Source organism: Thalassococcus sp. S3, from assembly GCF_004216475.1.
Lineage (GTDB): Bacteria > Pseudomonadota > Alphaproteobacteria > Rhodobacterales > Rhodobacteraceae.
In genome coordinates, this window is sequence record NZ_CP022303.1 from 2,176,620 (window position 1) to 2,198,143 (window position 21,524).

Annotated in this window: 16 protein-coding genes; 10 read left to right on the top strand and 6 right to left on the bottom strand. The window is 62.0% G+C overall.

Translation table 11 applies throughout. The annotated features are described in order from the left end of the window. Positions 1 to 50 precede the first annotated feature (50 nt). Both CFI11_RS10930 and CFI11_RS10935 read left to right on the top strand, forming a co-directional pair. Positions 51 to 2,312 (top strand): ATP-binding protein, encoded by a 2,262-nt coding sequence (locus tag CFI11_RS10930; RefSeq protein ID WP_371687473.1) that lies wholly within the window; start codon positions 51 to 53, stop codon positions 2,310 to 2,312. A 1-nt stretch (position 2,313) separates the two neighbouring features. Next, positions 2,314 to 3,732: a sigma-54 dependent transcriptional regulator gene (locus tag CFI11_RS10935; RefSeq protein WP_130405848.1), complete on the top strand. Its 1,419-nt coding sequence runs from the start codon at positions 2,314 to 2,316 to the stop codon at positions 3,730 to 3,732. A 22-nt stretch (positions 3,733 to 3,754) separates the two neighbouring features. Here CFI11_RS10935 and CFI11_RS10940 read toward each other — a convergent pair whose 3' ends face one another. Beyond that, the gene (locus CFI11_RS10940; RefSeq protein ID WP_254449068.1) at positions 3,755 to 4,345 is read right to left on the bottom strand and encodes a hypothetical protein; all 591 of its coding nucleotides are present in this window, start codon (positions 4,343 to 4,345) and stop codon (positions 3,755 to 3,757) included. Here CFI11_RS10940 and trkA point away from each other — a divergent pair. The 4 genes from trkA (at position 4,332) to hflX (ending at position 8,888) form a co-directional block, all read left to right on the top strand. Then, a complete protein-coding gene (gene trkA / locus CFI11_RS10945) occupies positions 4,332 to 5,708 on the top strand; it encodes a Trk system potassium transporter TrkA (protein WP_130405850.1) in 1,377 nt (458 codons plus the stop codon). The two genes, CFI11_RS10940 and trkA, sit on opposite strands and share 14 nt — an antisense overlap. Before the next feature lie 57 nt (positions 5,709 to 5,765). Further along, complete coding sequence (locus tag CFI11_RS10950; RefSeq protein WP_254449069.1) at positions 5,766 to 7,244, top strand: TrkH family potassium uptake protein; 1,479 nt, start codon at positions 5,766 to 5,768, stop codon at positions 7,242 to 7,244. Between the two features lie 133 nt (positions 7,245 to 7,377). Beyond that, on the top strand, positions 7,378 to 7,617 hold the full coding sequence (hfq, locus tag CFI11_RS10955; protein WP_008204623.1) for an RNA chaperone Hfq: 240 nt from the start codon (positions 7,378 to 7,380) through the stop codon (positions 7,615 to 7,617). After that, positions 7,617 to 8,888 (top strand): GTPase HflX, encoded by a 1,272-nt coding sequence (hflX, locus tag CFI11_RS10960; RefSeq protein WP_130405852.1) that lies wholly within the window; start codon positions 7,617 to 7,619, stop codon positions 8,886 to 8,888. The genes hfq and hflX overlap by 1 nt, the downstream gene beginning before the upstream one ends. Here hflX and CFI11_RS10965 read toward each other — a convergent pair. Then, positions 8,885 to 11,350 carry a penicillin acylase family protein gene (locus CFI11_RS10965; protein WP_130405854.1) on the bottom strand — a complete coding sequence of 822 codons (2,466 nt, stop codon included), beginning with the start codon at positions 11,348 to 11,350 and terminating at the stop codon, positions 8,885 to 8,887. The two genes, hflX and CFI11_RS10965, sit on opposite strands and share 4 nt — an antisense overlap. Before the next feature lie 84 nt (positions 11,351 to 11,434). Between CFI11_RS10965 and CFI11_RS10970 the strand changes: the two genes are divergently transcribed. Continuing rightward, entirely contained in the window at positions 11,435 to 12,313 is an 879-nt protein-coding gene (locus CFI11_RS10970; RefSeq protein ID WP_130405856.1) for an NAD(P)-dependent oxidoreductase, read from the top strand. Positions 12,314 to 12,410: 97 nt separating this feature from the next. After that, positions 12,411 to 12,710, top strand: a complete 300-nt coding sequence (locus CFI11_RS10975; RefSeq protein ID WP_130405858.1) for a hypothetical protein — start codon at positions 12,411 to 12,413, stop codon at positions 12,708 to 12,710. Positions 12,711 to 12,760: 50 nt separating this feature from the next. On the opposite strand, the gene CFI11_RS10980 is transcribed toward CFI11_RS10975, so the two are convergent. Together CFI11_RS10980 and hemB are read right to left on the bottom strand one after the other, a co-directional pair. Beyond that, complete coding sequence (locus CFI11_RS10980) at positions 12,761 to 13,336, bottom strand: YSC84-related protein (RefSeq protein WP_130405860.1); 576 nt, start codon at positions 13,334 to 13,336, stop codon at positions 12,761 to 12,763. A gap of 115 nt (positions 13,337 to 13,451) precedes the next feature. After that, positions 13,452 to 14,450 carry a porphobilinogen synthase gene (gene hemB, locus CFI11_RS10985; protein WP_130405862.1) on the bottom strand — a complete coding sequence of 333 codons (999 nt, stop codon included), beginning with the start codon at positions 14,448 to 14,450 and terminating at the stop codon, positions 13,452 to 13,454. A 95-nt stretch (positions 14,451 to 14,545) separates the two neighbouring features. On the opposite strand from hemB, the gene CFI11_RS10990 reads away from it, so the two are divergent. Continuing rightward, positions 14,546 to 15,073: a component of SufBCD complex gene (locus tag CFI11_RS10990; RefSeq protein ID WP_130405864.1), complete on the top strand. Its 528-nt coding sequence runs from the start codon at positions 14,546 to 14,548 to the stop codon at positions 15,071 to 15,073. 31 nt (positions 15,074 to 15,104) lie between these two features. Continuing rightward, entirely contained in the window at positions 15,105 to 18,569 is a 3,465-nt protein-coding gene (gene mfd, locus CFI11_RS10995) for a transcription-repair coupling factor (protein WP_130405866.1), read from the top strand. Between the two features lie 55 nt (positions 18,570 to 18,624). Here mfd and CFI11_RS11000 read toward each other — a convergent pair whose 3' ends face one another. Together CFI11_RS11000 and CFI11_RS11005 are read right to left on the bottom strand one after the other, a co-directional pair. Further along, positions 18,625 to 20,289 (bottom strand): tetratricopeptide repeat protein, encoded by a 1,665-nt coding sequence (locus CFI11_RS11000; RefSeq protein WP_130405868.1) that lies wholly within the window; start codon positions 20,287 to 20,289, stop codon positions 18,625 to 18,627. Positions 20,290 to 20,316: 27 nt separating this feature from the next. Then, the gene (locus tag CFI11_RS11005) at positions 20,317 to 21,522 is read right to left on the bottom strand and encodes an MFS transporter (protein ID WP_254449070.1); all 1,206 of its coding nucleotides are present in this window, start codon (positions 21,520 to 21,522) and stop codon (positions 20,317 to 20,319) included. Between the last annotated feature and the right edge of the window lie 2 nt (positions 21,523 to 21,524).

The following is a 21,524-nucleotide window of genomic DNA, read 5'->3' on the forward strand; positions in this document are numbered from 1 at the left end:
ATATATGGCGGTCAGCCGCAAACGCGGCACATCAGGATGAGGGCAGTCGGGTGGCAACCCGGTCACATAATTCCCATTGGCTTGTGCAGTTTCGGCGCTTGCGCCGGGCGAAACGCGTGCAGAATATCGCAACGCTGGGCCTCGTGGTGCTGGGCCCGCTTCTGGCGCTTGCGACTTTTCTCGTGCTTGGTCCGCTGGATCAGGGGGCCTCGAACCTCAGCCTCAGGTTCGTCTTGCTGGCCGACCTTGTCTATATTCTGGTCGTTGCCGCGCTGGTCCTGGGGCAGGTGGCGCGGCTGATCGCGGCACGGCGCGCGAAATCGGCGGGTTCACGGCTTCACCTGCGCCTGACAGGGGCGTTCGCGTTGCTGGCGCTCATCCCGACCGTGACGGTTGCGATTTTTGCCGGGTTGACCGTGAATATCGGTCTGGAAGGCTGGTTTTCCGAGCGCGTCAGGGCCGTGGTGGGCAGTTCACTGGCGGCGGCACAGGCCTACGAGACAGAGCAGCGCGAAGATCTTGCCGAAGATGCCCAAGCGCTTGCGCGGTTCCTCGACACCAATCGCAGCGTGACCTTTTTCATGGATGACGCGCAGGTCCGTCAGGTTCTGGGGCAAGGTCAAAGCCAGATCCAGAGGGGGCTGCGCGAAGCCTATGTGATCGACGGCACCGGTGAGATCCGCAGCCGGGGCGAGCGATCCTATCTGTTCAATTTCGAGCGTCCGACAGCGGGCCAGATCCAGGAGGCCAGCAAGACCGGCAGAGCCATCATTCAGGACTGGGACAATAACGAGTTTCGCGCTTTGGTGCGTCTTGATGCCTTCGTCGACCGGTTTCTCTATGTCAGCCGCACGGTGGATGGCGAGATCCTGAACCTGCTCGACGAGACGCAGGAAACGGTTCTTCTTTACCAGCAGCTTGAGAGCGAACGGGGCAGGGTGCTCTATCAGTTCGGGCTGCTTTATCTGGGATTCGCGGTCATCCTGATCCTGGCGGCGATCTGGTTGGGCCTTTGGCTGGCCGAGCGTCTGTCGCGTCCGGTCGGTCGTTTGACGGGCGCGGCGCAACGGGTCGGGGCGGGCGATCTGGATGTGCAGGTGGTCGAGGAGGACGGCGATGACGAGATCGCCATGCTGGGCCGTTACTTTAATCAGATGACCCGCCAGCTGAAAGGGCAGCGCGAGACGCTTCTGGACAACACACGCCAGATCGAACGGCGGCGCAGGCTTTTCGATTCCGTTCTGAGTTCGGTGACCTCGGGCGTGGTCGGCCTTGATCCCGAAGGTCGTGTGACCTTCGTGAACCGGTCGGCTGAGCGGCTTCTGGACTGGTCGGGAGGAGAGCAATCGCTGTCGCTGGCGGTGGCCGTCCCTGAATTCGGTCCGCTTTTCGAGCAACTTCGCAAAGGACCCGCCCACGTGGCGCAGGAAGAGATCAAGGTGACCCGTGGCGGACGTCTTGAGAATTTGCTGGTGCGAATGGCGACACGCCGGGGGGAAAACGGGCGTCTTGAAGGCTATGTCGTGGCGTTCGACGATGTGACCGATCTTGTTAGCGCCCAGCGGATGGCGGCCTGGGGGGATGTTGCACGGCGCATCGCCCACGAGATCAAGAACCCGCTCACCCCGATTCAGTTAAGCGCGGAGCGGATCAAGCGCAAGTTCGCGCCGCAGGTGGGCGATGACAGCGACCGGCTGGAAGCGATGACCGATGTGATCGTTCGCCAGACCAACGATCTGCGCCGCATCGTGGACGAGTTTTCCAAATTTGCCCGGATGCCGGAACCGGACCGGCGCAGTGAGGATTTGGTTCAGATCATCCGCGATGCCGTGCTGCTGCAACAAACAGGACAGCCTGGGGTGGAGTTGATCGCGGATCTGCCGGAAGAGCCCATTGTCACCAGCTTGGATGCGACCATGATTTCACAGGCGCTGACCAACCTGATCAAGAATGCGGGCGAGGCGATCGAGAGTTTGAAGCGCAAGGAGGCCCCAGCAGACCTGGCGCCCCAGATCCGGGTCAGCCTGCTGCAGCAGGATCGTCAGGTCGAGATCCGGATTGCGGATAACGGCGTTGGCCTCCCCGAGGATCGAGCCCGACTTTTTGAGCCATACGTAACCACGCGCAGCGAGGGAACGGGCCTTGGCTTGCCTATTGTAAAGAAGATTGTTGAAGAACATGGCGGCACGCTGGTGCTGGAAGACGCGCCGGTCTTCCCTGGCCAATCGCATTTCGGCGCGATGGCAGTGATCCGGCTTCCGGTCACCGCCACTGAAAAGACCGAGCATAAAAAACCAGAGCTACAGGACTGATATGAGTGATATTCTGATTGTTGACGACGAACGTGATATCCGTGAATTGGTGTCTGACATCCTCGAGGATGAGGGCTTTGCGACCCGGTTGGCCGGAAATTCCGATGACTGCATGGACGCGGTGAAAACTGAGCCTCCGGCGCTGCTGATCCTCGATATCTGGCTGAAAGACAGCAACATGGACGGGATCGATATCCTGAAAGTGGTCAAGCGTGACTATCCAGATGTGCCCGTCGTGATCATTTCGGGCCACGGAAATATCGAGATCGCGGTGGCCGCGATCAAGCAGGGCGCCTATGACTTCATCGAAAAGCCATTCAATATCGATCAGCTTTTGGTCGTGATCCGGCGCGCGATGGAAACGTCGAGGCTGCGGCGAGAGAACCAGTCTCTCAAGCGCAAGGACGGTGCCGTTGCCGAAATGATCGGGGCGAGTTCGGCCTTCCGCACGCTGCTGGGCCAACTTGACAAAGTGACGAAGTCGAACGGGCGCGTGATGCTGTCGGGACCGGCCGGCTCGGGCAAGGAAATCGCTGCACGCTATATCCACGCCAATTCGAACCGGGCGAATGCGCCGTTTATCACGGTGAATTGCGCCAGTATCGAGCCCGAGCGGATGGAGGCTGTTCTTTTCGGGCGTGAAAGCACGGAACGCGGCGTTGAGCAGGGTTTGCTGGAAGAAGCCAATGGCGGCGTCATCTATTTTGACGAAGTGGCGGATATGCCGATCGTCACCCAATCCAAAATCCTGCGGGTGCTGGTGGACCAGCAGTTCCAGCGCGTGGGCGGCACGGATCGCGTGCGCGTGGATCTCAGGGTGATTTCAAGCACCAACAAGGATCTGGAGGCGGAGATCGACGCTAACCGGTTCCGCCAGGAGCTGTATCACCGACTGAATGTGGTACCGATCGCGGTTCCGGCGCTGGCCGAAAGACGCGAGGATATTCCGCTTCTGGTCGAGCATTTCATCGCCTCTTGCAACGCGTCTCAGGGGCTTCCCTTGCGCGCTGTCAGCGACGATGCCGTGGCGCTGATGCAGACGATGTCCTGGCCCGGCAATGTCCGCCAACTCAAGAACCTGATCGAAAGGGTTCTGATCCTTGGGGAAGGGAACGGCCCCATCGAGGCGCGCGAATTGCCCAAGGACGAGGAAAAGCCGTCGGATGATGACGAACGCGTGGTTCTTTCGGGCGCGCTGGCGACCTTGCCACTGCGCGAGGCGCGCGAGGCATTCGAGCGGGAATATCTGCTGACGCAAATCAACAGGTTCGGCGGAAATATCAGCCGCACCGCCTCTTTCGTCGGGATGGAGCGGAGCGCGTTGCACCGCAAACTCAAGTCCCTGGGCGTGGTGACATCAAACAAGGCAGGCTCTCGCATCGCGCATGTGGAGGATGTCGAAAGCCTTGGCGCTGACTAGAACCAAGAGGGGCTGACCGTGGTCAGCCCTGGTTCACGATCTGCCAGCTGCGGTCCCGGTTGCGGATAACGCAGGATGTTTCGGTGAGGCGGGGCAGCGTGCCGGTCACCGCGGACGGTGCTGCGTCGGCCACCGCTTGGGGGCAGGGCGGAATGCTCACTGCACGATACCCTTTGCCCATCATGCATTGATCCTTGACCCGGCGCCGGAGGTCCTGATTGACATCGACCGTGTAGATCTCTCCCGGCTCCCAGAAACCGCCGCGGCTGTAGCAATTGCCGTCGCTGTCGCAAAATTGGCGGGGCGGGATATACCGTGCGGGTGTCCGGCGGATCTGATTGGCCACCGGCGCGTCACGCAATGCGCGGACATCGCAACTGGTCTCGTCCGTGCGCAACTGGGTCACCGAAACGCCGGTCTGATGATAGATGTTGAGCGGTGAGCAGGCACCGACCAGCAGGGGTATCGTAATGATCATAAAGCGGAACATGGCCCAGATGGTGCCGCAGCGGGCCGGGAATGACAATTGATTTGACCGGCCCACTGCCTTCTGCCATTCAGAATATTCGGCACATAACCGCCAACGGGCAAGGAGCGCGATGAAGGTTATCATATGCGGCGCGGGGCAGGTCGGCTGGCAAATCGCGCGCCATCTGTCGGGCGAATTGAACGACGTGACCGTGGTGGACAACAACCCCGATCTGGTGCGCCGTGCTACCGATACACTGGATGTTCAGGGCATAGCCGGCTTTGCCAGCTATCCCGATGTACTGGACCGGGCGGGCGCGCGCGATGCCGACATGATCATCGCTGCGACCTATTCGGACGAAGTGAACATGGTGACCTGCCAGGTCGCGCATTCCGTCTTTGCCATCAATCGCAAGATCGCCCGCCTGCGCAGTCAGTCCTATCTCGATGCGATCTATTCGGATCTCTATCGCCGGGACCATCTGCCGATCGACGTGGTCATCAGCCCCGAGCGCGAGGTGGCCGCCGCGGCGATGCAACGGCTCTCGGCCCCGGCGGCGTTTGATACCGAGACCTTCATGGGGGGCAAGGCCCAGCTTTTGGGGATCAAACTGGACGACGATTGCCCCATCGTGAACACGCCGCTGCGGCAACTGACCGACCTCTTTTCGACCCTGCGGGTGATTGTGGTGGGCGTGCGGCGCGAAGGGACGCTCTTTGCGCCTGAATCGAGCGATCAGCTTTTCGTGGGCGATGAATGCTATGTCTTCACCCATGTCGACGATCTGGCCCGCACCATGGAAGTGTTCGGCAAGACCCAGAAAAAGCAGGAGCGTGTGGTGATCGTGGGTGGCGGCAATGTCGGGCTGACCGTCGCCGAAACACTGGAGCGGCGCACCAACCGCATCCGGGCCAAGGTGATCGAGAAAAGCCGCAAATGCGCCGAACGCGCCGCCGAAGCCCTTGAGCGGACGATCGTGCTGAACGGCGACGGGCTCGACAGTGGTTTGCTGGCCGAAGCGGGGATTGCCCGCGCCGATGCCATGCTGGCCGTGACCGATGATGACAAAACCAACATGCTGACTGCGGTCCGGGCAAAGGCCGAAGGGTGCCCGATGGCGATTGCGTTGATCAACGACCCCACGCTCGTTCCGCTGATGGTGCCTTTGGGGATTGATGCCTATATCAACCCGCGCGCGACCACCGTCAGCTCGATCCTGCGTCATATCCGGCATGGGCGGGTGCGCGAGGTCTATTCCATCGGGGACGCGGAGGCTGAGGTGATCGAGGCAGTCGTTCTGTCAACCTCTCCCATGGCCGGCCAAAAGCTGCGCGACATTGATTTCCCCGAGGGCGTACTGGTCGGCGCGGTGATGAAGGGGGAGGACGTCGTCCGCCCGACAGGGGCGCTCAAGATCGAAGAGGGCGATGTGGTCGCCATCTTCGCCATGGCGGATGATGTGCCCGAGGTCGAGCGGCTGATGCAGGTCTCGATTGATTTCTTCTAGCCGGTGCGCGCTGTGACAGCAGGATCGGCGCTTTCCCGCCTCCCGTTATTTCTGCTGATGGCGGGCATCGCATCGCTGTCGATGTATGTGCCGGCGGTCTATGCGTTCATTCTCGACAATCATGCGCCCTCCCGGTCCTTTTTCTATGCCGGGACGCTTGGCCTGATCTGTGTCACGCTGATCGGACTGGCCCTTGGCTCGCGGGTTCCCAAATACGGAACGCTGGGACAGCTCTTTGCGCTTCTTGCGACCTTTTCGGTGCTGCCCTTGTTTCTGGCCGTCCCGTTTCACGATGCGCTTCGCACGACCAGCTTCTTCAACGCCTATTTCGATATGGTCAGCGCGGTCACAACGACGGGCGCCAACATTTTCCCCGATCCCAACCGGTTGTCGCCTTCGCTCCATCTGTGGCGGGCCCAAGTGGGCTGGATGGGAGGATTGCTGATGTGGATCGCGGCCTCCGCCATTCTGGCGCCCCTATCGCTCGGCGGTTTCGAGGTCACCGCAAAGGGAGAGCCGGGGCGGCTCCAGGATCATCAGGCGAGCATGGAGCGGGCGGATCCACGCAAACGGCTGCTGCGGATCAGCGCCACGCTCGCCCCGATTTACGGGGTGTTGACCATCGTTTTGTGGATCAGCCTGGTCATTGCCGGTGAAGACCCGCTTATCGCGGTGACCCACGCCATGTCGGTGATGGCGACAAGCGGTATCTCTGCCGTGGGCGGGGTGCCCGCGGGCAGCTCTGGCATGGTGGGCGAGTTTGCGATGTTCATGTTCATGTTCTTTGCGCTCTCCCGGCTGACATTTTCGGGGGATACCATGATTGGGGGGCAGGGGCGGCTGGATCGCGACCCGGAATTTCGGATCGGCATCATGCTGGTCGTGGGCGTGCCTCTGCTCTTGTTCCTCCGTCATTGGCTGGGTGCCTATGATATCGCCGCCGAGCAGGACTTTGACGAAGCGCTTCGTGCCCTTTGGGGTAGCATTTTCACGGTCATGTCCTTTCTGACCACAACCGGTTTTGAAAGCGCCGACTGGGATTCCGCCCAACGCTGGTCCGGCCTGAACACGCCGGGGCTGATCCTGATGGGGCTTGCGTTGATCGGTGGCGGCGTTGCAACCACCGCCGGGGGGGTAAAGCTGCTGCGTGTCTTTGCGCTCTACCTCAACGGGCTGCGTGAGATGGAGCGTCTGGTCCACCCGTCCTCGGTCAGTGGTGAGGGCGCCGGGAACAGGCGCATCCAGCGGGACGGGGCCTTTATCGCCTGGATCTTCTTCATGCTTTTCGCGGTCACGCTTGCCGTTGTGACCGTGGCCCTTGCAGCGCTCGGCGTCAGTTTCGATCAGGCGCTTGTCCTGGCCATCGCCACCTTGTCCACCACCGGACCCCTTATTGATATTGCGTCCGAGACCCCCATCCGGCTGGTCGAACTCGGCGATCCGGCCAAGGGCGTGCTTTGTGCGGCGATGGTTCTGGGCCGTCTGGAGACGCTGGCCATCATCGCCCTCTTCACCACCGATTTCTGGCGGAGCTGAGCCACCCCCAAAAATTGAGGCCGTAACGGACTGTTTTTTGGGGTGGAATCTCGTTAACCACCACTACATACTCAGCGCGAGGGACATGTCGGTCCGCGGCATGTGACAAGAATAAAGGCGAGATTTAAGTAAAATGGCTTCGGACAGACAGAATCTTCAGGACGCGTTCCTGAACCATGTACGTAAAACAAAGGTTCCCGTTACAATTTTCCTGATCAATGGTGTGAAACTGCAGGGTGTGATTACCTGGTTTGACAATTTCTGCGTGTTGCTGCGCCGGGATGGTCAATCCCAGCTGGTCTACAAGCACGCCATTTCCACAATCATGCCCGCACAGCCGATCAGCCTTTATGAGGGCGAAGACGCCTCTTGATGGAGCATGAGCGGAGGCGCACCCGGTCATGGGTGCTGCATCCCGAGATCAAAACCGATCCCGACCGGCGCGACCCGGAAGGCGCGTTGGCAGAAGCTGCGGCCCTTGCAAAGGCATTGCCGGATCTGGACGTGATCGGATCGGACATCGTGCGCCTGCCCCGCGCGCATCCGGGCCTTTTGTTCGGGTCGGGCAAGATTGACGAACTCTCAGACCGGTTCAAAGCCGAGGAGATCGAGCTGGTTCTGATCGACGGCCCCGTATCGCCTGTTCAGCAGCGCAACCTTGAAAAGGCCTTGGGCGTCAAGATCCTGGACCGCACAAGCCTGATCCTTGAAATCTTCAGTGACCGCGCCCGCACGCGCGAGGGCGTGCTGCAGGTCGAGATGGCGGCGCTCAGCTATCAACGCACACGCCTTGTGCGCGCATGGACGCACCTGGAACGCCAGCGCGGCGGGCTTGGGTTCGTTGGTGGCCCCGGCGAGACGCAGATCGAGGCGGACCGGCGCGCCATCGATGACCAGCTTGTCCGCTTGCGCCGGCAACTCGACAAAGTGGTCAAGACGCGAAGCCTGCACCGCGCCGCGCGGGCCAAGGTGCCCTATCCGATCGTGGCGCTGGTGGGGTACACCAACGCAGGCAAGTCGACCCTTTTCAACCGGCTTACCGGCGCGGAAGTGATGGCGAAAGATATGCTCTTTGCCACGCTAGACCCCACGATGCGCCGCGTCGAGCTGCCGGACGGTCCGGAGGTCATTCTGTCGGATACGGTCGGGTTTATCAGTGATCTGCCGACGGAACTGGTTGCCGCGTTCCGCGCGACGCTGGAGGAGGTGCTGTCGGCCGATCTGATCTGTCACGTGCGCGACATCAGCCACGATGAGACCGATGAACAGGCCGAAGATGTGGAGGCGATCCTGACGTCCTTGGGTGTGGATGACAGTCGCCCGCGCATCGATGTCTGGAACAAGATCGACCAGCTCTCCTCGGCCGACCGCGAGGCTGTCGACGCCCGCGCGGCGCGGGATGATCGTGTCTTTGCGGTCTCTGCCCTGACCGGCGAGGGCCTGGATCCGCTGCTGACGGCCATGGCCGAAGCGCTGGAAGGGGTGCGGTTTGACGCTGAGCTGCATCTGAGGTTTGATCAGGGCCGCGCGCGCGCCTGGCTTTTTGAGCAGGACATCGTTCAGGACGAGCGCCAGACCGAAGACGGTTTTGACATCACCGTCCGTTGGACCGCCAAGCAAGAGGCGCAATTCGCCCGGCTTTAGTCGCGGGGCACAAGCTCGGTGATCCCAACCGCGGCGGCGCGTGCCAGGTCGGCATCCAGCGACATCGGGATATACTCCCCCCGGCGCCAAAGCTGGGCAAGATCATCGTAGTGGCGCGACAGGAAATGGCCTGATTGCCCGGTGGAGGTGATAAAGACCGAACTATCGGGATCGGCGAAATCATAGACCCCGCGATAGCCCGCGCCGTGCACATTTTCGAACGGGTTCGGATCCCGCCCCGATGTCAGGCCCCGGTTCAATGTGTTGTCCCCGCCGCTGGTGGACTGGCGGATATTCACGAAATACCGCAGCACCGGAACCTCGCCCAGCGTCTGGTGGTCGTGCGTCGCCTGATGCGCGTCGCCCCAGCGCAGCGATTCCAGTGCCGTGCCGTAGCGCGCTCCGATCCAGACAAGCGCGTCGTCGAGAGCGAGCCGCGCCATGTCGGTGCAGGTTTCCTGCGGCGCGCTTTGACGGACATCGCACCAGATCGCGGCGCCGTCGATGTCGCGGAACACACGCTCGATAAAAACGGGATCCACGTGCGTGAACTCATCGGCCAGCGGTCCCAGGTCATCCCGGATCAGCCGATCCTGCAGGGCGCGCAGCCAGGCGGCGTAAATCAGCGGCTCGGGCAGGTGTTCATTCATCTCGCCGTTCCATTCGGACAAGAGCGCCAAAGCTTTCTGACGCTGCCCTTCCGTCGTGCCCGCAGCGGAGGCTTGCCCGGTGAACCAAAGATCCGCCCCGATCAGCGGCAGGAGAGAGCGGGCGGTGAAACTGACGGGGTCGAGTTGGGTTTCGATGAAACTGTCGCGCGTATGAACCTCACGCGCCTGCATCAATCGCTCCCAGCGAAAGACCCGTTGGCTGTCGCCCCAGAGGAACGAGACGTGGTTCGGGAACGGACGTTGCACCGTCTTGTTGTTGGTGTTGCCCAGGATGCCCCCGGCAGGAGCGACGAATTCCGGGTTCGACGCATAGGGCATGCGCCCCTGCCAGCGGTTCGCAGCTTGCCAGCCCTGGCTGGGCAGACGACCCTGACTTTGGTGATCGGCGAGGCGGCGCGGGACAGTGCCGATCGTCTTCATCGCAATCGTGCTTCGATCGACAAGGGTCAGGTTCTGGGCGGGCGCAAGGTAGTCTTCGGCGAGGCCGATGGCCTCGCGCACGGTCTTGGCGCCCATAAGGCCGATGGCGGCCCCCATGGTGGTGTCCTGGTCACTCAGCACGGTCCAAGCCAGCGACATCACGTGTCCGGGCGGCGTGATGGTATCGAGGTTGAATTGCCGTCCCGGCAGAACCGGGCCGTTTTCGGTCCACCGCAGGGTCAGGGTGATGGGCGGTGCGTCCTTGATCTCGATAATCGACGGCCGTGTCTCGAAAGGCTTGTAGCCATCGGGGGTGAGGTATTCTTCGGGATTGTCGGGGTTCAGCCGCTCGATATAGAGGTCCTGATCGTCGACATAGGCCGTTGTGAGCCCCCAGCCTAGCGTCGCGCTGCGCCCCGACATGATGGTGGGAATGCCCGGGATCGTCCCTCCGATCACGCCCCCGCTTTCAAGCTCCATGCGCGCCAGATACCAGATCGTCGGCGCGCTGAAGCCCAGATGCGGGTCATTTGCAAGCAAAGTGCCGCCCGCGGCCGAACGGGACGGGGCTGCGGCAAAGGCGTTGGAGGCTCCGGCGAACGGCATCGGATGAACCGGAGAGAGCGGATCGGATGCCGGCGCGGTATTCGCCGCATACCGGGGCAAACCCGGCGCAATCTCGGCAAACTGGGGCAGGGCGGCGATGCCGGTTCCCGGGGCGTCCGGCATGATATCGCGCAGCCGGTCATTGTCGTCGAGCATCAATGCAGTGCGGGCGCGCATCACCTCGTTGTCGATATGGCCCGACAGCTGCAGCCCCATCAGCTTGACGATGGCCAGGCTGTCGGCCGGTTGCCAGGGCGCGACGGGCGCATTGAAAAGAAACATCTCGGGCGCGCCGCGCCCCAGGGCGTCGCGGTTAATCTCTTCCAGTCTGGCATTCACCCCTGCCGCATAGGCTTCGAGCGCCGACAGGGTGCGCGCGTCCTGGGCGGCCACGGATGCCACGGCCAGGCGGTAGAGATCCAGCCGCCGCAGCAGGGTGTCGATGGAAACGGTGCGCTGGCCAAAGACCTCCGACAGGCGGCCCTGCACGGTTCGGCGCAGGATGGTCATCTGCCAAAGCCGGTCCTGTGCATGGGCGTATCCAAGGCCAAAGAAGACGTCCGCATCATCGTCCCCGAAAATATGGGGCACGTTGGCGTTGTCGCGCACGATCTCGACCGGGGCGGAAAGACCGCTGACCGACACGCGCTTGTCATAGTCGGGCAGGGAGCCCGAGGCGAGGTAATAGACCAGCAAAACCGCCAGAACACACAGCACGATCAGCCCTGCCGCGATCCGCAGAAGCCAGCGAAAAACGGATGCCATGGATCTCCCTTCGAATTGACCCGGACGCGGGGGCTGATAGGTATTCCGCGTACCGTAAGGCAAGAGGAACGAAGGGGAAAGCAGATGGCGAAGGTCGCATTTCTGGGATTGGGCGTGATGGGATATCCGATGGCAGGCCACCTGCAAAAGGCCGGTCATGAGGTCACCGTCTACAACCGGACCACGGCCAAGGCCGAAAACTGGGTGGAGGATCACGGAGGCGCCATGGCCCGCACCCCGTGCGCAGCCGCCGAGGGCGCGGAATTCGTGATGTCCTGTGTGGGCAACGACGATGATCTGCGCAGTGTCTGCCTGGGAGAGGACGGGGCCTTTGCCGGTATGCCGGGCGGATCTGTCTTTGTCGATCACACCACCGTCTCCGCCAAGGTCACGTGGGAGCTTTACGCAAAGGCCGATGATCGCCAGATCAGCCTGGTGGACGCGCCGATCTCTGGGGGTCAGGCGGGGGCTGAAAATGGCGTTCTCTCGGTGATGTGCGGCGGTGATCAGGGGGCGTTCGACCGTGCCGCGCCGATCATCGACGCCTATGCACGGATCTGCCGCCGGATCGGCGAAAGCGGGGCGGGGCAGATGACCAAGATGTGCAACCAGATTGCCATTGCGGGTCTTGTGCAAGGGCTCTCCGAAGCCTTGCACTTTGCCGAAAAGGCCGGGCTTGACGGGCGCGCCGTTGTCGAGGTGATCAGCCAGGGCGCGGCTGGCAGCTGGCAGATGTCGAACCGGTACGAGACGATGCTGGATGATCATTTCGATCATGGCTTTGCCGTCGACTGGATGCGCAAGGATCTGGGCATTTGCCTGAGCACCGCCGATGAGGTCGCGGCCAGCCTTCCGGTGACGGCCCTGGTCGATCAATTCTATAAGGATGTGCAGGCCATGGGCGGAGGGCGTTGGGATACGTCCAGTCTTTTCAAGCGGTTAAAGAGTATTTCCGCAGACTGACAGAAAAATCGACATCTTTGCGAAACCTTTTCGGCACGCGCTTGTTGTATCTGCAGAGCGGGGCACAGCCCCGGATGCAAATACGAAGGAGTAGGTTATGAAACTGACAATCACCACCGCTTTTGCCGCTGCAATGCTGGCCACTGGCGCGCTTGCAAGCAACGACACCGCCGTGACGGATGAATACGACGCATCGCGCGGTGCAGACAGCACAACCGGCGCTGAAATGATCCAGGAAGGGGAAACCGAAAGCTATGGCGAAACCGTCATGGTGCCGAAGGAAAGCAACCTGGTGCGCGATCGTGGCGATGCCGACAATGGCCTGGCGGAAGAGACCGAGTTTGATTCCAGCGAAGCCGACGTGCTGGTGCCGGAAAACAGCACCGTTACCCGCTGATATCAGCACTCAACTGGAAAATGCCGGGCATGTTTGCCCGGCATTTTTTGTTACGGGATAATGCGGGTGTATTTGGTGCCTTCCAACGTTGCGCCGATGCGCAGGCCCGCCTGACCGAAGACCGCCGCCAGCACTGGAGAGAGGGTGGTCGTGGTGTCGGCATTCACATTCTGCCCTTCATCGCTGATCACATATTCCAGGTCAGCGCCAGCCGCCCAGCCTGAAGAGCGGCGGAAATCCATCAAGGCATTTTCCGTCATGAAGAAGAGCACATGCGCATATTGCTGTGCGCCGATCTGCAACCCGGCGCTGGCCTTGGTGGTCGAATAGTAGTCGACCGTAACACCGCCCACACGCAAGGCGCCCCGTCCATAGGCACCGCCAAAGACAAAGCCGCCCTCCGTCACGAGCGGCATCACCAGAAGACCGTTGGCCTTTTCGGAAAGCGAAACAGTGTTGGGATAGCGCCGGTACATTTCGGACAGCGTGGCATCGACCCGGGCGTCGATGGTTTGGCCGCCCGTGCTGCCAACCCCGTTGCCGCAGGCTGCGGTCACGGTCACCCCCGCAAGCGCAGTGAGAGTGAAGGCCCGCCGGGAGAGACGGGGAGAAGAAAAGCTGTTCATGGATTTTGCCTGTTTTTATTGCCCAATGTGCCGGTTATTCCGGTCTTGGCGGCAAATATACGCCTATTCCGAAGCGCTGTCACCACAGAACGCGAATCACTGGCATGAAGCCGCCTTAACCATTGATAGCTTTCGCAACTGCAGGTGCAAAATAGGTTAAGATCCCATCGCAGCCCGCACGCTTGAATGCCATGAGGCTTTCGACCATCACCTTGTCTCCGTCGATCCATCCATTTTGTGCCGCAGCCTGGATCATCGCGTATTCTCCGGACACCTGATAGGCATAGGTCGGGACGCCGAACGTGTCTTTCACCCTCCGGCAGATGTCGAGATAGGGCATGCCGGGTTTGACCATCACCATATCAGCACCTTCGTTCAGATCCCTTTCGATCATCCTCAACGCCTCGTTGGAATTGGCCGGATCGATCTGATAGGTCTTTTTGTCCCCTTTCAGCGCACCGGATGCGCCCACCGCGTCGCGAAAAGGCCCGTAGAACGCGCTGGCATATTTCGCGGCGTAGGACAGCAACAACGTGTGCTGGTGGCCCGCCGCCTCAAGCGCCTGCCGCATCGCGCCGATCCGGCTGTCCATCATGTCCGACGGGCCGATGATGTCCGCGCCGGCCTCGGCCTGTGCAACCGCCATTTTGACCAGCGCCTCGACGGATGGATCGTTGACGATCTCTCCGTCCACGACATAGCCGTCATGACCGTTGATGTTGTAAGGGTCGAGCGCGACATCCGTCATGACCGCGATCTCGGGCACCGCCTGCTTGATCGCGCCCGTGGCCCTGTTCGACAGATTGTCCGGGCTCCAGGCCTCTGCACAATCTTCGGTCTTTAGCGACGGGTCCGTGTAGGGGAACAGACAAATGACCGGGATCCCCAGATCCGCAGCTTCGCGGGCGGCCTCGACGATCTTGTCCACAGACCGGCGGATCACACCCGGCATCGAGGGCACCGGCTCTTCTATCCCTTCGCCATCGCGTACGAAGACGGGCCAGATCAGGTCATTCACGCTCAACGCGTTCTCCCGCACAAGCGACCGGATCGCCTCTGTTCGGCGCGAACGACGGGGCCGGGCGAGGGGAAAGGGGGCAATCGTCGGTTTCATCGCAGCGGGCTCCTTGATCATTTAGCCATTGGGTGGCATGGAAAGCCGCCCGTGCCAAGAGACAGCGCGGACAAAACGGGCAAAAGGCGGCGGCAGTGGACTGGCATCAAACGGTAATCGAACTGATCGACATGCGGTCGTTCTCGAACCTTTGGTTCTGGATCGCGCTTGCCGTGGTGTGGTCCTCTGCCAGTCACTGGGTGCTCGGCGTGCCCTATGACATGGTCACCCGGGCCCGGCGGCATGGCGGCCAAGCCTCTCTCGATTTACAGGATATCGTCCGGGTCAACGTCAATCGGATGCTCTACATCGCGGACATGTCAGGTCTATGGCTGCTGGGGCTGGCCTGTTTCGTCCTGACCGGTCTGGTCCTGCTTGGTTTTGTCTATGGGGTGGAATTCGCCCAAGCGGTTTTCCTTCTTGGCTTTCCCATCTCGATTGTTGCGATGATGAGCCTGCGCACCGCGCGGGCCATTCGCGCCGAAGAGCTGGCCGGGGACGGTCTTTGTCACCGCCTGACCCGCCACCGGTTCTATGTGCAGGGCGTGGGCGTTGTGTCGATTTTCATCACGTCGCTTTGGGGCATGTACCAAAACCTCTCTCTTGGTGTCCTGGGCGGTTGAATTCGGATCAAGCAAGAGCATCTGAGCGATCATGACATCCTCCGCCCATATCACTGTCGGCGGCGCGCCCGAAGGCTTCGACGCGCGCCTGATCCTGCAGGAGATCGACAAATCCGGCGCGCCGGTTCTTCACATCGCGCGCGATGACAAACGCCTTGCGGCTATGCAGGCAGCCCTTGCCTTCTTTGCGCCTGACATGCCGGTGCTGACCTTTCCGGGCTGGGATTGCCTGCCTTACGACCGTGTCTCGCCCAACCCTGATATTTCGGCGGCGCGGATGGCAACACTGGCCGCGCTCTGCCACGGGATGCCATCGCGTTTCGTCCTGCTGACGACGCTCAATGCGGCAACCCAAAGGGTGCCCGCACGGGCGCTGTTGCGCGAGGCGGCGTTTACGGCGCGGGTCGGTGGCCGCGTGGACGAAGGCGCGTTGCGCGGCTTTCTGGTGCGCATGGGCTTTACCCAAAGCCCCACGGTCATGGAGCCCGGCGATTATGCCATCCGGGGCGGCATCATCGACGTCTATCCGCCGGGTGAGGGCGGTCCGGTTCGGCTGGATCTCTTCGGCGACGTCTTGGACGGGGCGCGCCGCTTCGATCCCGCGACCCAGCGCACGACCGAGAAGCTGGAAGTCGTGGAACTGGCCCCCGTCTCCGAGGTGATCCTCGACGACGCGGCCATCACGCGGTTCCGCCAGAACTACCGGATCGAATTCGGAGCCGCCGGCACCGACGATCCGCTTTACGAGGCTGTGAGCGCAGGCCGCAAGCATCAGGGCGTCGAGCATTGGCTGCCCTTCTTTCATGAGAAGCTGGAAACGCTTTTCGACTACCTTCCCGATGCCGCGGTGACGCTGGACGATCAGGTCACACCCGCCCGCATCGCGCGGTGGGAGAGCGTCGCCGACCAATACGAGACACGGCGTCTGGCCTTGCAGTCCAAGGGCCGGATCGACACGGTCTACAAGCCCGCGCCACCCGATCTGCTCTATCTCGATGAGGCCGCGTGGGACGGCGCGACAGACGGCCGTCGCGTTCTGGGCTTTTCCGCGCTTCAGCAGGCCACGGGACCGGGTGTCATTGACGCAGGCGGGCGGATCGGACGTAACTTCGCGCCAGAGCGACAGCAGGAAAACATCAGCCTTTTCGGGGCATTGGCGACCCATGTTAAGGCTCGGCTGGATCAGGGCCCGGTCGTCATCGCCAGCTATTCCGAAGGCGCAAGAGAGCGTCTGACAGGCCTCATCGAGGATGAGGGACTGGCCGAGGTGATCCCAGTTCCAAATGCCACACGCATTGGCAAGAACGGGCTGCATTTGGCGGTCTGGGCGCTGGAGCATGGGTTTGAGGCGCCGGGCCTCACGGTGATCAGCGAACAGGACGTGCTGGGCGACCGCCTGATCCGCGCGCCCAAGAAACGTCGCAAGGCCGAGAATTTCCTGACGGAGACACAATCGCTGACGCCGGGCGATCTGGTGGTTCATGTGGATCACGGCATCGGGCGCTATCACGGGCTGGAAGTGGTCACTGCGGCAGGCGCGGCGCATGAGTGTCTGCTGCTGGAATATGCCGAGAAATCAAGGCTGTACCTGCCGGTTGAGAATATCGAGCTGCTGTCGAAATACGGCCATGACGAAGGGCTGCTGGATCGCCTGGGCGGTGGGGCCTGGCAAGCCAAGAAGGCCAAGCTGAAGGAACGCATTCGCGAGATGGCCGACCGCCTGATCCGCGTCGCGGCGGAGCGCGCCTTGCGCAAGGCGCCGATCCTCGACCCGCCGCCGGGCTCATGGGACGCGTTTTCGGCGCGCTTTCCCTACCAGGAGACCGACGATCAATTGCGCGCCATCGGCGATGTGATCGACGATCTGACCAGCGGTCAGCTGATGGACCGCCTCGTCTGCGGTGACGTGGGCTTTGGCAAGACAGAGGTGGCGATGCGCGCAGCCTTCGTGGCCGCGATGTCCGGCGTTCAGGTCGCCGTGATCGCGCCCACGACGCTGCTGGCACGCCAGCATGCAGCGTCCTTCAAGGAGCGTTTCCGGGGCTTTCCGCTTGAGGTGCGGCAGCTTTCGCGCTTTGTCTCGGCCAAGGACGCGCAGGCCACCCGCGACGGCATCGCCCGGGGCACGGTGGATATCGTGATCGGCACGCATGCGCTTTTGGCCAAGGGTATCCGGTTCCAGAACCTCGGCCTGCTGGTCATTGACGAGGAGCAGCATTTCGGTGTGGCGCATAAGGAGCGGTTGAAGCAGCTCCGTTCGGACATTCACGTGCTCACGCTGACCGCGACGCCGATCCCGCGCACGCTGCAACTCTCGCTTTCGGGTGTGCGGGACCTGTCGATCATCGGCACGCCTCCCGTGGACCGTCTGGCCATCCGCACCTATGTGAGCGAGTTCGACGCGGTCACGCTTCGCGAAGCGCTGCTCCGCGAGCATTACCGGGGCGGGCAGAGTTTCTACGTCGTTCCCCGCATTTCGGACCTGCCGGAGATCGAGGAGTTCCTGCGCGAGCAGTTGCCCGAACTGTCCTATGTCGTGGCCCATGGCCAGATGGCGGCGGGTGAGCTCGACGACCGCATGAACGCTTTCTATGATGGCAAGTATGACGTCCTGCTGGCCACGACAATCGTGGAGAGCGGGCTGGATATCCCGACGGCAAACACAATGATCGTCCACCGCGCAGACATGTTTGGGCTGGCGCAGCTTTACCAGATCCGGGGCCGGGTCGGCAGGTCGAAGACGCGCGCTTATGCGTATCTGACGACGAAGCCGCGCACCAAGCTGACGCCACAGGCCGAGAAACGTCTGCGCGTTCTGGGCTCGCTTGACACGCTGGGTGCGGGTTTCACGCTGGCTTCGCAGGACCTCGACATTCGCGGCGCGGGCAACCTGCTGGGCGAAGAGCAGTCGGGCCAGATGCGTGATGTGGGGTACGAGCTTTACCAGTCGATGCTTGAGGAGGCGATTGCCAAGATTCGGTCGGGCGAGATGGAGGGCTTGTCAGAGGCCGACGACCAATGGGCCCCGCAGATCAATCTGGGCGTGCCGGTCCTGATCCCCGAAGATTACGTGCCCGACCTGGACGTGCGGCTGGGGCTTTACCGGCGGCTGTCGTCGCTCAGCACCAAGGTTGAGCTGGAAGGCTTTGCGGCTGAGCTGATCGACCGGTTCGGGAAATTGCCCAGAGAGGTCAATACCTTGATGCTGATCGTGCGCATCAAGGCGATGTGTAAGAAAGCCGGTATCGCCAAGCTGGACGGCGGGCCGAAAGGGGCCACGATCCAGTTCCACAACGACAAATTCGCCTCGCCGCAGGGATTGGTGGAGTTCATCCAGGGCCAGAACGGGCTGGCCAAGGTGAAGGACAACAAGATCGTTGTGCGGCGCGACTGGCGTCAGGATGCGGACAAGATCAAGGGTTCCTTCGCAATTGCCCGCGATCTGGCGGAGAAGGTCGTGGCGGAGAGGAAAAAGAAGAAGGCCAAGACCGCTTAGCGCGTAAATACAGCGCCCGTGACAGAGCGTCGGACGCAAGATTCCACGAAGCGCGCTATTCCGCCGCGCGCATTGCCGCTTGGGCGCAGAAGCACGACGCAGCCACCGCCCGGTCGGCGCGGGCCAGGGCCTGATCGAGACGGGCCTGTACGTGAACGATTTCAACTCGATCTCCGCGCGCCTTCAGGCAATCATGAAGGCCGCGCAGGCTCCATACATTGTCGGGATGCACGGCGGCGCGGCTCAACTGCCCGCCCAGCCCTAGATCGGCGCGATAGACTGACTCGGCCTCCGCCACGTGGCCCTGTTCGAAGAGCAACGCACCCAGTGCATGGCGGGCGGGCTGCATCCAGCCCCAAGGTTCGTCATAGGGCAGCGTGTCATCCAACATGACCGAACGGCGCAGATGGGTGAAAGCCTGATCATATGCGCCCTGCCTGTACAAGATCTCCCCCCGCAGCATTTCTGTTGCGATATCAAGCAGATCACGGACCTTGTTATTGTGCATGAGTCGCGTTTCAGGCACGCGTTCCTTGGCGATCAGAAACAGCCGCTCCTCCGCTTCGGCCTCAGCCACGCGGCCCGTGGCGGCGTAGCCCACGGCCCGGGCGTAATGCACATTCGCGGTCAGCGTGCGGTAGAGGTCCTGATCTTCGGGCAGCTCCAGCGCTATGGCCTCCTCCCAGCGGCCGAAGCGGATCAGGATATGCGGCTCCATCGCCATGAAGCTTTCGAAGTAATCCGCCATGGGGGGTGAGGGGATCCGGAGCATATCCTCGGGTGTCGTCTCCTTCAGGCCGCGCAAGGCCTCAAGCGCAGCGTCGATCTGACCCAAGAACATCGCGCCGTAGATGATGAAGTGGTAATTGTGCTGGCGGTAGCCGGTGTAATGGTTGAACGCCCCCTCGCGGTGGTAGAATTTCAGATCCGCCTCCACCGCCCTTTGGTTCCAGTGCACCACGTTCTGATAATCACCGCAGAGCACGTCGATATGGGTCGGCATATGCACCAGATGGCCCGCATCCGGGACAAGCGTGCGCAACACGTCCCCGGCTTTCAGGGCCTTTTCGGGGGTGGGCGACATCTCCATGAGGTGAACGTAGAGGTGCAGAAGACCCGGATGCGCCATCGCGCCGGGCGCGGTGTCCAGCGCGTCTTCCAGCACCTTCTGTGCCTCCAGCGTCGCGGCCCCTTCGGCGGGTTGGCCGGTGGCCAGGTCCCACATCTTCCACGGCGTGAGGGTCAGCAGCGCCTCGGCATAGATCGCCCTAAGGTCCAGGTGGTCGGGATGCGCCCTGAACGCCGCGCGCATCGCGTCGGCAAAGGCGTGGTCCCAGGCGTCCATGCCCTCGGTCGGCTCACGCTGTGGATAGCGGAAGGCAAGCGCGTCGATCAACGCCCGCTCGACCGGATTGCAGTCTGCCACATGCTTCAAGGCGTCCTGTGCCGCGTCATAGGCCTGCGCCAAGGCCTTCGCGCGGCTGCGGTCGTCGTATCTCCACCATGGCATATTGTAATTCGGTCCCGCCGCATAGGCGATGCCCCAATATGCCATGGCGCAGTTCGGGTCGTGCTTCAGCGCGCGGGTGAAACAGGCGATGGCCTCCTGATGATTGAAGCCGTAGGTCCAGTTGAGCCCCCGGTCGAACCAGGTCTGCGCCTCCGGTGATGCGGTGCTCACCGGCCAGGAATAGCTTCCCAGATCATAATAATCGTCCATCGCACCCTCCGCTTCACCTGCGCAAGCCTAGGCTATTTCCGCCACCCGTTCGAGATGCGCCATGCGCCGCATCAACAGAAATCCCAGCGCCGCGAGCACGGTAAGCGCAAGGGCGAGCGGCAGGACCGATCCGTCAAAGACCAGCCCGATCGGTGCGGCGATCATCGCGGCAACCACGGTGGAGACGCCGCCCATCAACGACGCAGCAAGGCCCGCGATATGGCCCATCGGCTCCATCGCGATGGCGTTGAGGTTGCCCAGCGTCGTGCCGGCCTGAAAAAACAAGGATGTTTGCCAGAGTACGAAGACAGCAAAAGGCAGACCGCCCGCGCCAAGCGTGATCGCCAGCATCGCGCCGCTCAGCACGATCTGCACCGCCAAGGTCGTCGTCACCATCCAGCGCATGCCAAGGCGCACGACAAGCCATGCGTTCAAGAGGCTGGCGGAGCCTGCCACCAAAGCCACGGCGCCGAACCAGAGCGGGAAGCTGTCGGCGCGGTCGTAGATCACGTCATAGATCTGCTGCACCATGGTGAGCGTGGTGAACAGCATCGCCAGGCAGAGCGATTGCACCATGATCGACAGGCGCACGATCGGATGGCGCAGCAGCTCCTTCAGCGCTGCGATCAGCAGCGGTACCCGGAAAGGGCGCCTGTTTTCGACCGGCAGGGGTTCAGGCAGACGCACGGACATCCAGATCGTGAAGATCAGCACGAAAAGGATGAAGGACAGGAAGATCCCGCGCCACCCGATCAACGCAATGATGCCCGCGCCGATCAGGGGGGCGAAGGCTGGGAAAATGGTAAAGATCATGAAGGCGAACGACATGATCCGCGCCATCTGGCGCCCTTCATAGAGGTCGCGGACAATCGCCGTGGCCACCACCCGTGGCGCCGCAGCGGCGATGCCCTGCACGAGGCGCGCAAGCAGAACGACTTCGAGCGTGCTGCTCAGCCAGGCTGTTGCAGCGGCAGCGATGTAAAGCGCGGATCCGGCAAGGATGACGGGCTTGCGACCGAAGGCATCCGACAAAGGGCCGGTGAAGAAAGTCCCTAGCCCCATGCCAAGCACGAAAGAGGTCAGAACAAGCTGCGCGCGGTTCACATCGTCCGGGCTCAACTCCGCGCCGATGACGGGCAGGGCGGGTAACATCGCGTCGATGGAAAACGCGATCGTTGCGAACATCATCGCGATCAGCGCGATGAATTCGGTGCGGTGCATGGGGGCTTGCATGG

Bases quoted from the DNA above. Each gene is read 5' to 3' on its own strand.
- CFI11_RS10935 (WP_130405848.1), top strand. From the start codon at position 2,314: ATGAGTGATATTCTGATTGTTGACGACGAACGTGATATCCGTGAATTG.
- trkA (WP_130405850.1), top strand. From the start codon at position 4,332: ATGAAGGTTATCATATGCGGCGCGGGGCAGGTCGGCTGGCAAATCGCG.
- CFI11_RS10940 (WP_254449068.1), bottom strand. From the start codon at position 4,345: ATGATAACCTTCATCGCGCTCCTTGCCCGTTGGCGGTTATGTGCCGAA.
- CFI11_RS10950 (WP_254449069.1), top strand. From the start codon at position 5,766: ATGGCGGGCATCGCATCGCTGTCGATGTATGTGCCGGCGGTCTATGCG.
- hfq (WP_008204623.1), top strand. From the start codon at position 7,378: ATGGCTTCGGACAGACAGAATCTTCAGGACGCGTTCCTGAACCATGTA.
- hflX (WP_130405852.1), top strand. From the start codon at position 7,617: ATGGAGCATGAGCGGAGGCGCACCCGGTCATGGGTGCTGCATCCCGAG.
- CFI11_RS10965 (WP_130405854.1), bottom strand. From the start codon at position 11,350: ATGGCATCCGTTTTTCGCTGGCTTCTGCGGATCGCGGCAGGGCTGATC.
- CFI11_RS10970 (WP_130405856.1), top strand. From the start codon at position 11,435: ATGGCGAAGGTCGCATTTCTGGGATTGGGCGTGATGGGATATCCGATG.
- CFI11_RS10975 (WP_130405858.1), top strand. From the start codon at position 12,411: ATGAAACTGACAATCACCACCGCTTTTGCCGCTGCAATGCTGGCCACT.
- CFI11_RS10980 (WP_130405860.1), bottom strand. From the start codon at position 13,336: ATGAACAGCTTTTCTTCTCCCCGTCTCTCCCGGCGGGCCTTCACTCTC.
- hemB (WP_130405862.1), bottom strand. From the start codon at position 14,450: ATGAAACCGACGATTGCCCCCTTTCCCCTCGCCCGGCCCCGTCGTTCG.
- mfd (WP_130405866.1), top strand. From the start codon at position 15,105: ATGACATCCTCCGCCCATATCACTGTCGGCGGCGCGCCCGAAGGCTTC.
- CFI11_RS11000 (WP_130405868.1), bottom strand. From the start codon at position 20,289: ATGGACGATTATTATGATCTGGGAAGCTATTCCTGGCCGGTGAGCACC.
- CFI11_RS11005 (WP_254449070.1), bottom strand. From the start codon at position 21,522: ATGCAAGCCCCCATGCACCGCACCGAATTCATCGCGCTGATCGCGATG.